The 11873-nt window shown below is 65.7% G+C and carries 8 protein-coding genes; 7 read left to right on the top strand and 1 reads right to left on the bottom strand.

From position 1 onward, the window contains the following. The first annotated feature begins 35 nt into the window (after positions 1–35). Both D779_RS00120 and D779_RS00125 read left to right on the top strand, forming a co-directional pair. The gene (locus D779_RS00120) at positions 36–3485 is read left to right on the top strand and encodes an acyl-[ACP]--phospholipid O-acyltransferase (RefSeq protein WP_043747660.1); all 3450 of its coding nucleotides are present in this window, start codon (positions 36–38) and stop codon (positions 3483–3485) included. A gap of 121 nt (positions 3486–3606) precedes the next feature. Beyond that, positions 3607–4560: a 2-dehydropantoate 2-reductase gene (locus tag D779_RS00125; RefSeq protein WP_043747663.1), complete on the top strand. Its 954-nt coding sequence runs from the start codon at positions 3607–3609 to the stop codon at positions 4558–4560. Positions 4561–4576: 16 nt separating this feature from the next. Here the strand turns inward: D779_RS00125 and D779_RS00130 are convergent, their stop codons facing one another. Next, positions 4577–6151, bottom strand: coding sequence for a bifunctional GNAT family N-acetyltransferase/carbon-nitrogen hydrolase family protein (locus D779_RS00130; protein WP_043747665.1), 1575 nt, complete (start codon positions 6149–6151; stop codon positions 4577–4579). 295 nt (positions 6152–6446) lie between these two features. Here D779_RS00130 and D779_RS00135 point away from each other — a divergent pair, with 295 nt between their 5' ends. From D779_RS00135 to D779_RS00155, 5 genes are all read left to right on the top strand, one after another. After that, positions 6447–7445 carry a zinc-dependent alcohol dehydrogenase family protein gene (locus D779_RS00135; RefSeq protein WP_043747667.1) on the top strand — a complete coding sequence of 333 codons (999 nt, stop codon included), beginning with the start codon at positions 6447–6449 and terminating at the stop codon, positions 7443–7445. 25 nt (positions 7446–7470) lie between these two features. Further along, complete coding sequence (locus tag D779_RS00140; RefSeq protein ID WP_232424022.1) at positions 7471–8109, top strand: metallophosphoesterase family protein; 639 nt, start codon at positions 7471–7473, stop codon at positions 8107–8109. Between the two features lie 7 nt (positions 8110–8116). Then, positions 8117–8845: a tRNA 2-thiocytidine biosynthesis TtcA family protein gene (locus D779_RS00145; protein WP_232424023.1), complete on the top strand. Its 729-nt coding sequence runs from the start codon at positions 8117–8119 to the stop codon at positions 8843–8845. Next, positions 8842–10176 (top strand): DUF58 domain-containing protein, encoded by a 1335-nt coding sequence (locus D779_RS00150; RefSeq protein WP_043747671.1) that lies wholly within the window; start codon positions 8842–8844, stop codon positions 10174–10176. Before D779_RS00145 ends, D779_RS00150 begins: the two co-directional genes overlap by 4 nt. A 90-nt stretch (positions 10177–10266) precedes the next feature. Beyond that, positions 10267–11775: a hypothetical protein gene (locus D779_RS00155; RefSeq protein ID WP_043747673.1), complete on the top strand. Its 1509-nt coding sequence runs from the start codon at positions 10267–10269 to the stop codon at positions 11773–11775. Positions 11776–11873 lie beyond the last annotated feature (98 nt).

Genomic DNA, 11873 nt, shown 5'->3' on the forward strand with positions numbered 1-11873 from the left:
GACAGACGACAATCCGCCGAACGAGGGTCGAGCCCATGGGCCAGCTGTTCCGCATCACCGGTTTCCTGTCCTTCGTGACGATGCTGTTTCTCAACGCCTTCGTCGACTTGGGGCACAAGATCGTCATCCAGAACACCCTGTTCAAGACCTATGACGGCGATCTCCAGATCCTGCTGACGGCGATCATCAACGCCTTCATCCTGCTGCCATTCGTCCTGCTGTTCACGCCTTCCGGCTTCATCGCCGATCGCTTCCCCAAGAACCGGGTGATGCGCACGACCGCCTGGGGTGCGGTCGGGCTCACGCTCGGGATCACGCTCTTCTACTACCTGGGATGGTTCTGGCCGGCATTCGGCATGACGCTGCTGCTGGCGGCCCAGAGCGCCGTCTATTCGCCGGCCAAATACGGCTACATCAAGGAACTGGTCGGCAAGGAATCGCTGGCGGCGGCCAACGGCTGGGTCCAGGCCACTACCAGCACCGCCATCCTCGCCGGCATCTTTTTCTTCTCGGTGCTCTTCGAGCGCTCGCTGGCCGGCACGGGCCTCGGTCTGGATCCCGACGCCATCATGCGGCAGGTGGCGCCGCTCGGTTGGATGCTGGTGCTCTGCTCGGCGATCGAGCTGGTCCTGGCCTATCGTCTGCCCCAGGTCAGCCCGGACAATCCCTTGCGATTCGACTGGCCCCAGTACCTCACAGGGCGCTATCTGGTCCGCAACTGGCGCGCGGCCTGGGACAATCAGGTCATCTGGCTCTCGATCGTCGGGCTCTCGGTCTTCTGGGCCATCTCGCAGGTGATCCTGGCCGCCTTCCCCGCCTTCGCCAAGGAGAGCCTGGACGTCACCAACACCGTGGTGATCCAGGGCATGCTGGCCTGCTCCGGGATCGGCATCATCCTCGGCTCCTTCATCGCCGGGCGCGTCTCGCGCAACCATATCGAGACCGGACTCATCCCGCTCGGGGCCATGGGAATCGCCGCGGCCCTGTTCGTCCTGCCCGGACTCGGGGCGGTCTGGGCCCATGGTCTCAACTTCCTGTTGCTGGGGGTTCTGGGCGGATTCTTCCTGGTGCCATTGAACGCGCTGATCCAGTTCCATGCCGGCGAGTCCGGGCTGGGTCGCGTGCTGGCCGCCAACAACTTCATCCAGAACCTGACGATGCTGGCGTTCCTCGGGTTCACCGTGGTCGCCGCCTATGTCGGGATCGGCGGTCGGGCACTGATGCTGATGCTGGCCGTCGTCGCCTTCCTGGGCGCCATCTATACCATCCATCAGCTGCCGCAGTCCCTGGTGCGCTTCATCCTGGCCCGGCTCGTCTCGACCCGATATCGGCTCAACGTCATCGGGCTCGAGAACATGCCGGCCCAGGGCGGCGTGCTGATGCTGGGCAACCATGTCAGCTGGATCGACTGGGCCATGGTCCAGATGGCCAGCCCGCGTCCGGTGCGTTTCGTGATGGAGCGCTGGATCTACGAGCGCTGGTATCTGCGCTGGTTCCTGGACTTCTTCGGGGTCGTGCCCATCTCGCGGGCCAGCAGCCGTCAGGCCATCCAGACGGTCTCGGAGCTGCTCGACCAGGGGCAGGTGGTCTGTCTCTTCCCCGAGGGGACGCTGAGCAAGAACGGTCAGCTCTCCGAGTTCAGGCGCGGTTTCGAACGGGCCGCGCGGGCGGCCGGGTCCGGCGTCATCCTGCCCTTCTATCAGCGCGGACTCTGGGGCAGCCGATTCTCCTATGCCAGCGACAAGCTCAAGGCGAACCGGCGCGAGGGACGTCTGCGCGACGTGATCGTGGCCTTCGGTCCGACCCTGCCGCTGGAGGCCAGCGCCGAGCGGGTCAAGCAGGCGGTGTTCGAGCTCTCGGCGACCTCCTGGCGGACCTATGTCGAGACCCTGCCGAGCATCCCGCTGACCTGGCTGCGGACGGCCAAGCGGGATCCGGGCGCGGTGGCGGTGATCGACTCGATCGGGGCCACATTGACCAATCGGCGCCTGCTGACGGCCGTGCTCCTGTTCGCCGGACGGGTGCGGCGTCGGGTGCCCGAGCCGGCGGTCGGCATCCTGCTGCCGGCCAGCAGCGCCGGCGCCATCGCCAACCTCGCCGGACTCCTGTGCGGCAAGCGGGTGGTGAACCTGAACTACACCGCCAGCGCCGAGGCGCTGCGCTCCGCCGTGGAGTCGTCCGGCGTCCGCCATGTCGTCACGGCCGAGCGTTTTCTGAAGAAGCTCGGCCAGCGCGGAATCGATCCAGGACAGATGCTGCCCGAGGTGACGCTGCATCCCATGGAATCGATCCGGGCCGAACTCGGCCCCGTGAAGACCCTGTTCGCGCTGCTGATCGCCACGCTGGTGCCGGCGGATCTGCTGCATGCCCTCTATGGCCGGCGCCGCCGTCCGGACGAGACCGCCGCCATCCTCTTCTCCAGCGGCAGCGAGGGTGCGCCCAAGGGCATCGAGCTCACCCATCGCAACATCATGGCCAACGTGCGTCAGATCTCGGACGTCCTCAATACCGAGCGCGATGACGTGGTGCTGTCCAATCTGCCGCTCTTCCATGCCTTCGGGCTGACCGCGACCACCTTCCTGCCGCTGCTCGAGGGCATCCCCATGGTCTGCCATCCGGATCCGACCGACGCGGTCGGCAGCGCCAAGGCCATCGCCCGCTATCGGGCCACGGTGCTCTGCAGCACCTCGACCTTCCTGCGGCTCTACGTCCGCAACAAGCGGGTCCATCCGCTGATGCTGCAGTCCCTGCGGATCCTGGTCGCCGGGGCCGAGCGGCTGTCGCCCGAGGTGCGCGAGTCCTTCGCGCTCAAGTTCCACAAGCCGATCCTGGAGGGCTACGGGGCCACCGAGACGACCCCGGTGGCGAGCGTCAACGTGCCCGACGCCCTGGAGACGGACACCTGGAAGATCCAGTCCGGCTCGCGTCCAGGGACGGTCGGCATGCCCCTGCCGGGGACCAGCTTCAGGGTGGTGGATCCGGTCTCGCTGGACTCGCTGCCGCCCGGGGAGGACGGGCTCATCCTGATCGGCGGCGTGCAGGTCATGAAGGGCTATCTCGGCGATCCGGAACGGACGGCCGAGGCGGTGGTCGAGCTCGACGGCATGCGCTGGTACAAGACCGGCGACAAGGGGCATCTGGACGCGGACGGCTTCCTGACCATCGTCGACCGCTATTCGCGCTTCGCCAAGCTCGGCGGCGAGATGATCAGCCTCGGCGCCGTGGAGGAACAGGTTCGCCAGGCGCTCGGCCGCTCCGATCTGGAGATCGCCGCGGTCAATGTGCCCGATGAGCGCAAGGGCGAGCGGATCCTGCTGCTGACCAGCGAGCCCATCGATCCGGACGATCTGCGCCGTCGCATGATGGGGCAGGGGGCCAATCCGTTGAGCATCCCCTCCGAGGTGCGCGAGGTCGCCGAGATCCCGAAACTGGGCAGCGGCAAGACGGATTTCGGCGCCCTCAAGCGGTTGGCGATGGCGGACTGAGGGTGTCTCTCGCGAGCCGGTCCTGCGTCCTGCGCTTTTGAAACGGCGATGGCCCGATTTGCGATCGGTATATAGTGACTCAATCTTGCCGCAGACAACCCAAGATCAGCACGATTCTTCCATGACTTCCGATACCGCGAATTCGCAAGACCTCAGCTTCACCATCCTGGGGACCGGTGCCCTGGGTGGTTTCTATGGATCCAGACTCCTGGTGGGCGGCTCCCGGGTGCGCTTCATCGCCCACAGCGATGTCGATTTCATCCGCCGCGAGGGTCTGCGCGTCGACTCGCCGCTCGGCGACCAGCACCACCATCCGGTCGAGGTCTATGCCGATTCGGACGAGATTCCGCTCAGCGACGTCGTCTGCGTCGGACTCAAGACGACCCAGAATCATCGTCTGGTGGAGCTGCTTCGCCCCCTGGTCGGCGAGGGAACCCTCATCCTCAACCTGCAGAACGGTCTGACCATGGAGGAGGAACTCGCCGAGGCATTTCCCCAGGCCGTCGTGGTGGCGGGCCTCTGCTTTCTCTGCTCGAACAAGGTGGGCCCCGGGCACATCGCCCATCTCGATTACGGCCTGGTCAGCTTCGCCCCACTCGATGCGCGCGGACGCGAGCGGATCCCCGACCTGATGGCGGCCTTTTCGGCCGGCGGCGTTAAGGTGGAGTCTCAGCCCTCGCTGCCTCAGGCGCGCTGGCGCAAGCTGGCCTGGAACATCCCCTTCAACGGACTCTCCGTCCTGCTCGATGTGGAGACGAACCGCATCATGGCGGATCCCGACGGGCGCGCGCTCGCCGAGCAGCTCATGGCCGAGGTCTCGCTCGGGGCCGAGACCTGCGGTGTCCCCTTCGACGAGGGGTTCATGCCCAGGCTGATGGAGATCACCGAGGCCATGACCCCCTACGCCCCCAGCATGCGGCTGGATTATCTGGCCAGGCGCGAGCTCGAGATCGAGTTCATGTACCGCCGTCCCTTGCGCGAGGTGGCCAGGCGCGGCGTGCGGCTGCCGGCGATCGAGGCGGTGGCGCGTCTTCTGACCCTTTTCGATCGGCGGAATCGCAGCGCCGAGACCTGATCGGCGTACTCCGCCGCTATTTCTCGCGCCAGATCGTGGTGTAGAGATCGTGGCGGCGGTCCTTGAGGTTCTGCACCGTGCCGCCGTTGCGTGCCGCGCGCAGGGCCTCCAGACGCAGATCGGCGAAGGCGACCGTCTCGACGTTGGGCGTGGTGTCGGCGGCGACGCCGTCGCGGGCGAAGGGGAAGTCGCAGGGGGTCAGGATGCAGCTCTGGGCATACTGGATGTCCATGTTGTGCACGTTGGGCAGGTTGCCGACGTTGCCGGACATGACGACGTAGCACTGGTTCTCGACCGCCCTGGCCTGGCCGCAATAGCGCACCCGCAGATAGGACTGGCGCTCGTCGGTGCAGAAGGGCACGAAGATGATGTTGGCGCCCTGATCGACCAGGTGCCGGCCCAGCTCGGGGAACTCGGCGTCGTAGCAGATGAGCACACCGATGGGGCCGCAGTCGGTGTTGATGGCGTTGAGCGCCTGTCCGCCCTCGATGTTCCACCAGTAGACCTCGTTCGGCGTCGGATGGATCTTGGCCTGTTCGTAGACCTCGCCGCTGCGCAGACAGACGTAGCAGATGTTCTCGACCCGATCGTTGGGCATGCGTGTGGGGTGCGATCCGCCGATGATGTTGATGTTGTACCGGACGGCCATGCTGGCCAGTGCGTTCTTGAGCGGTTCCGTGTATTTGGTGAGCGCCTCGATGGATTCGGCCGGCGATAGCTCCTGGTCCTGCATCGACAGGAGCTGCAGCGAGAAGAGTTCGGGGAAGACGACGAAATCGGCCCGGTAGTCGGCGGTCACGTCGACGAAATAGCGGACCAGATCCACGAATTCGTCGAACGAGCCGACGCGGCGCTGCATGTACTGCACGGTCGCGACCCGGACCGTGTCGGGCAGTCTGGCGCCATAGGTCTTGGCGCGGTTTTCCTCTTGCTCGTCGGGTGCGTTCGGATTGCGCCACAGCAGATGCACGGCATAACCGAGCGACTCCTTGTCCTCGGACAGATAGTTGGGCATCAATCCGAGCACCTCGAACCCATTGCGCATCTGGAAGGTGAGTACCGGGTCGCGCTGTCGGCTGGCCTTGACCTCTTCGAGATACTGTTCGGGGCTCTCGAAGCGGCGCAGACGCCGGGCGAGGGTCGGCAGACGGCCGCCGAAGACGATGCCCTTGACGTCCCAGGAGCGGGCCAGCTTTCGGCGCGCGTCATAGAGCCGCTGGCCGATCCGCAGTCCGCGATAGTCAGGGTCGACGCATACCTCCATGCCGTAGAGATAGTCGCCGTTGGGATCGTGTCGCGAGGCATAGCCGCCGCCCGTGATCTCGCGCCAGGTGTGGGGCTTGAGCGCATAGCCGCCGTCGATCAGGAAGGTGGCGCAATAGCCGACGATGGCCCCTTGATACTCGGCGACGAACTGACCCTCGGAGAAGTTGTTGATCTGACCCCTCAGCATGGCCGGGGAGTAGGTGCCCATTCCAGATGGCAGGTACACTTTCGAGACGAGGGCGCGGATGGCTGGTATATCCTCGATGCACGCGTTACGTACCAGCAACTTCTGCTTGGTGTTGGCGGTCTTCTGGGGTAGGGACATTCTGAGATCTCCGGGATTCGAGGTCTTGATCGGGGACGGTCGCGCCGGATCGCCGATCGCATATTGAGGCCGATATCTCTTGATGGTGCAGAGGTCGGTTCGGGCCTGGGGAACGAGGCTGGATAGGGCTTCGCGTCTTGTGTGGTCTGGGACCACGCCCCCACATGCTGAGTCATACGCGCAGTGCCGTGAGCGGCTCGAAGACCTCGCTCGGTGGCACTTTCCACCAACTCGTCCCATGCCACGGTGGCGAGTCGGGGTTTCTTACAGTTGTCGATTACATGCGGAGCAACCGATGAAATCAATCGAAATACGGGAGACGGGAGACCCGTCCGTCCTCTACTTGGTGGAGCGGCCCTCCCCGAAGCTGACCGGTCCCGAGGACATCCTGGTCAAGCTGGCGGCCGCCGGGGTGAATCCGATCGATACCAAGATTCGCCAGCGTGGGCCCATGCTTCCGGCCGGCTTTCCCGCCGTGCTCGGCTGCGATGGTGCGGGCGTGGTCGAGGCCGTCGGCGATGAGGTCACCCGCTTCAAGCCCGGTGACGAGGTCTGGTTCTGCCATGGCGGGCTCGGCGGGCCGATCGGGACCTATGCCGAATACATGGTGCTCGACAATCATCTGGCCCAGGCCAAGCCGCGCTCGATCGATATGATCGAGGCCGCCGCGGCCCCCCTGGTGCTGCTCACCGCCTGGGAGGCGCTGCACGACCGCGCCCGTCTGCACGAGGGACAGCGGGTGCTGATCCACGCCGGGGCCGGCGGGGTGGGGCATGTGGCTATCCAGTTGGCCAAGGCCGCCGGGGCGCGCGTCTGCACCACGGTCAGCAGCTCCGAGAAGGCATCCTTTGCCCATTCATTGGGCGCCGAATATTGCATCAACTACCAGGAGGAGAACCTGGTCGAGTCGGTCATGGAATGGACCGAGGGACAGGGCGTCGACATCGCCCTGGACACCGTGGGGCCGGCCGTGTTCCGCCAGACCATCCCGGCCATGGCCCATTACGGCGATCTGGTGACCATCCTGGATCCGGGGCCCGAGCTCGACCTCAAGGAGGCCCGGATCCGCAATCTGCGCATCAGTCTGGAGCTGATGCTGACCCCGATGCTCCGAGACGTGCCTCGGGCGCGCGTGCAGCAGGGCGAGATCCTGCGCCGCTGCGCCAAGCTCATCGATCGCGGAGACCTGCGTATCCATGTTGCCGATCGCTTCTCGCTCGATCAGGCCGCCGAGGCGCATACTCTGATCGAGCAAGGGCACACGACCGGCAAGCTGGTCCTGACGCCCTCCTGATCCGGTGCGCGAGCAAGAGGTCATCGTGGACGATGTCGCAAGCATGGAACGGGTTCGCGTCGCCATCCTGTCGGACACCCATGGCGCCATCGATTCCAGGGTGCAGGAGGTGGTCGGGACCTGCGATCTGGCCGTCCATGGCGGCGACATCGGCCGGGCCTCGATCCTGGCACAGCTCCAGCCGCGTCTCGGACGGGTGCTGGCCGTCTTCGGCAACAACGACGTCGCCCGTAAATGGCCCGAGGAGGATCGGCGGCTCCTGGTCCACCTTCCTGAGTGGCTGGAGCAGCCGCTGCCGGGCGGCAGTCTGGTGCTCATCCACGGTCATCAGGTTCCGGCCCGCGACCGTCACCGTCTCCTGCGGGGCCGCTTTCCCAATGCCCGCGTCATCGTCTACGGCCACAGCCATCGCCTGGTGCTCGACGACGCACGCGAGCCATGGGTGCTGAATCCGGGGGCCGCCGGACGTTCGCGTACCCACGGCGGCCCCTCCTGTCTGGTACTGATCGCGACCTCCGGTCAGTGGCAGGTGGAATCCTATCGATTCGCGCTCTCGGTACCCAAAGGGGGCCTGAGATACACTTGCCACCATGATAAGACCCAGCCAATCACCACTCAAACCGCCCAAATCGCTACTGCGTCAGGTCGGGCGCGCGATCGCTGATTTCCGCATGATCGGGGACGGCGATCGCATCCTGCTCGGCGTCTCGGGAGGCAAGGACTCGCTCTCGCTGCTTCAGGTACTGAGTCACCTGCGCACCTATGCTCCGGTCCGCTTCGACCTGGCGGTCCTCACGGTCGATCCCGAGGTGCCCGGATTCGATCCCCAGTCGCTCAAGGACTACTACGATACGCTCGGCGTGCCCTGGCATTACGAGCAGCAGCCCCTGATGGAACAGGCCAGATCTCACATGGACGGGGATTCCTTCTGCGCCTACTGCTCTCGCATGAAGCGCGGCATCATGTATCGCATCTGTCGCGAACAGGGCTACAACGTGCTCGCATTGGGGCAGCATCTGGACGACCTCGCCGAGAGCCTGCTGATGTCCATCTTCCACGGCGGCCAGCTGCGGACCATGAAGGCCCACTATCGGAACGACGAGGGCGACGTGCGCATCATCCGTCCGCTGGCCTATTGCCGAGAGCGTCAGACGGCCGATTTCGCGGTCAAGGCCGGGCTGCCCGTCATTCCGGATTCCTGTCCGGCCTGCTTCGCCATGCCGACCCGGCGCGAGCACATGAAGGCGCTCCTGGCCCGCGAGGAGGCCGGACATACGCATCTCTTCGCCAACATTCTGCATGCCATCCGTCCCATCATGACCGAGGGCGAGCTGCCGCAGCCCGGCCGGCCGGGGGCCGAGAAGCGCGGCGGGATGCGCTATCTCGACGCCGAGCCTTGAGTCCGGTCCAGCATGGGCGTCTCGGCTTGATACCCACCGGTCGCGCGGTCGCCGCGCTCACGTTCTGGAGCGGGCTCGGCGTGGCGGCGGCCTGGATGCCGGTCCTGGCGGTCCAGTGGCAGTTCGTCGGACTGGCGCTGCTGGTCTCGGCCGTCGCCGATCTGATCCTGGTGCGCCGGCTGCCCTCTCCGAATCTGGAGCGCCGCATGGGGCGCGCCTTGCCGCTGGGTGTCTGGAGCTCGGTGCGGCTGCGGATCGAGAATACCTCGGACCGCTATCTGCGTCTTCGAGTGCATGATCTGCATCCATCCGATTTCGCGCTCGAGGGACTGCCCCGGCGGCTGCGCCTGAGACCGCGCGAGCGCGCCGTTCTGGAATACCGGCTCAAGCCCCATCGGCGCGGCGAATACCCGCTGAGCGGATGCGATCTAGCGCTCCGCTCGCCCCTCGGGCTATGGCACCAGAGACGCACATTGCCGCTCGCGGATCTGCTGCGCGTCTTTCCCAACTTCTCCGAGATCAGCCGCTATACCCTCCTGGCGGCGAACGATCAGCTGGCACAGCTCGGGGTGCGGCGTCTGCAGCGGCGCGGGCTCGGCGCGGAATTCCATCAGCTGCGCGAATACCGCCAGGGCGACGAGCTGCGCCAGATCGACTGGAAGGCGACCTCGCGCATGCGCAAGCTGATCTCGCGCGAGTATCAGGACGAGCGCGATCAGCGTCTGGTCTTCCTGCTCGATTGCGGTCGGCGGATGCGCCATGAGGATGCGGGTCGAGGACATCTCGACGAGGCGCTCAACGCCCTGCTGCTGCTCGCCTATGTCGCCGTCCGTCAGGGGGATGCGGTCGGTCTCATGACCTACGGCGGCGAGCGGCGCTGGTTCGCGCCCCGCAAGGAGCCATCGACCGTCAAACGTCTGCTGGAGTCGATCTATGACCTCCAGCCCGGTCTCGAGGCCGCCGATCCGCTTCAGGCCGCGCGCGAGCTGCTGACCGCGGTGCCCCGGCGCGCCCTGGTCGTCGTCATCACCAACAGCCGCGACGAGGAGCAGGACGGGCTGGAACAGGCGGCCGCGTTGCTGCGCCGGCGTCATCTGGTGGTGATCGCGGACCTGCGCGAATCGGCCCTGGACCGCGCCCTGGAGCGGCCAGTTCGCGATCTGAGGGACGCGCTGCGCTTCCATGCCGTGCACGACTGGCTGGCCGAGCGCCGGCGTCATCGGGAACGTCTCCAGCACATCGGCGTCCATGCCCTGGACCTGCTTCCATCCCAGCTTGCGATCGCCCTGGTCAATCGCTATTTCGCCATCAAGCGCTCGGGCTCGCTCTGATCCGGGGCGCATCTCCGGTGATGGATTCCTCGCCCGACTTGCCCTAGCCTAGCCCCGCCCGAGCAACGACAGCCAAGAAGGAAATCTCTCATGCGCAAGCTCTTGGGGGCGGTCGCGCTCCTCCTATCCGCCAACCTCCAGGCCGCGATTCCAGCGACGCCGGTGATGACGGTCTATCAGTTCAACGGTCCGGACGGACTGCCCTATTACGATGCCGACAGCTTCGCCCGTAATGGGGCCTCCAGGCCGGCCGGGACGCTCTTCCAGGGGACCTCGGTCATTCCCTGTCTCATGATCCGCAACGGCGAGCCGCTGACCGACAAGAGCGGAACGCCCTACGTGGGATTCGAGGTCGTGGTGGATCCGCGACGGGCCTCGCGCGGGGATACCGACGTCTTCAAGCGTGCGGTCGAGCGGCGCAAATCGCTCCAGGTCGAGAACCACCACTGTTCGTCCCGGGTTCGCAACGTCATCGATGTCCGCAATCTCTATGCCCTGGAAAAGGCCCCCTTCTTCGATCCTCCAGGCTCCGGCGGCGGACGCGGCGAGCGCGGGGGCAGCGAGCTGGACCGGATCGTGCGCGCCTTCCATGCCTCCAGCGAGTGCGCGGGCGTCAACGCCGGCCTGACCCATCGGCGCCAGGGCCTGGAGCGGGCCTGGAATACCTTCATGGGCAAGCGGTCCGACCTGGGATCCAAGACGACCCTTGCGCGCGCCAAGCATCTGGATTACGCTATGCGCACGGCGCTCTACGAGGGCCATATCGGCCGCGGCTGCAACGCCTACGGCGCCTGCGAGCGCAACATCATCGTCCTCTCCATCCGCAACCGGGCCGTCGGCCAGTGCTACGCGGGCCGGGGCTGCGACTTTCCGGGCGACTTCCAGGGCGTCGCGTCAAAGCCGTCCCAGTACAATATCTGGGACGAGTATCTGACCCAGATCTCGGGTCTGACCTCCTGCTATCTCCGCCCGGATCTCGCCGGCAACGACTATTACGCTAAGATGCAGGCCATGTACGCCCAGACGGTCCCGGATGCCGAACGCATCCTCTACGGCAGCGACTCGGATCTGCGCCAGATCTTTCCGGGCAACGGGCTCGCGGACCTGAAGGAGATGCGTCACTACTATCACGCGCCCGCCATGGGCAAGTGCTTTCCGAATCACGACCGGGTCGAGTACATGACGGGTGCGGTGGCCCGCAAGGGGCGCGACTACGCGCTCATCGCCAACACCCGGATCCAGGTTGGCGCCAAGCGCGGCGACGGCTATCTGTTCGAGGAGTTCTTCTTCGACGAGAAACCCGATCGGGACCTGGTGCGCACCGAGAACCGCTATCCGGGATTCCTGGTCGACGGACGCAAGGTGTCTCTGCGCACACCGAGCTCCTGTCCCGCCTACGGCATTCCATCCGGTTGTCGCCTAGGCTCGGTCGGGCGCTACCGCAAGGTTCCGAGCTGGCTCCACGACGGCCGCCCGATCGAGATCCAATGTCGCGTGTCCGACCGGGGCGAGTCTTGCCGGGGAAGCGGGCGGCGAACGAGCGTCGCCGTCGGTGGAATCTGCGACAAGGAGATGCGTCCGGTCACCGGGGTGCGTTGAGCGAGGATGCCTCTATTCGAACCGCAAAGGTCGCAAAGGGATGAAAGGGCTGGTCATGGAGCATCCTTGCCAAATCGGTCTCAATGAAATCCCTTGGC

Origin of the sequence: Imhoffiella purpurea, assembly GCF_000585215.1 — a bacterium.
GTDB lineage: Bacteria > Pseudomonadota > Gammaproteobacteria > Chromatiales > Chromatiaceae > Imhoffiella > Imhoffiella purpurea.

Bases quoted from the DNA above. Each gene is read 5' to 3' on its own strand.
- D779_RS00120 (WP_043747660.1), top strand. From the start codon at position 36: ATGGGCCAGCTGTTCCGCATCACCGGTTTCCTGTCCTTCGTGACGATG.
- D779_RS00125 (WP_043747663.1), top strand. From the start codon at position 3,607: ATGACTTCCGATACCGCGAATTCGCAAGACCTCAGCTTCACCATCCTG.
- D779_RS00130 (WP_043747665.1), bottom strand. From the start codon at position 6,151: ATGTCCCTACCCCAGAAGACCGCCAACACCAAGCAGAAGTTGCTGGTA.
- D779_RS00135 (WP_043747667.1), top strand. From the start codon at position 6,447: ATGAAATCAATCGAAATACGGGAGACGGGAGACCCGTCCGTCCTCTAC.
- D779_RS00145 (WP_232424023.1), top strand. From the start codon at position 8,117: ATGATCGGGGACGGCGATCGCATCCTGCTCGGCGTCTCGGGAGGCAAG.
- D779_RS00155 (WP_043747673.1), top strand. From the start codon at position 10,267: ATGCGCAAGCTCTTGGGGGCGGTCGCGCTCCTCCTATCCGCCAACCTC.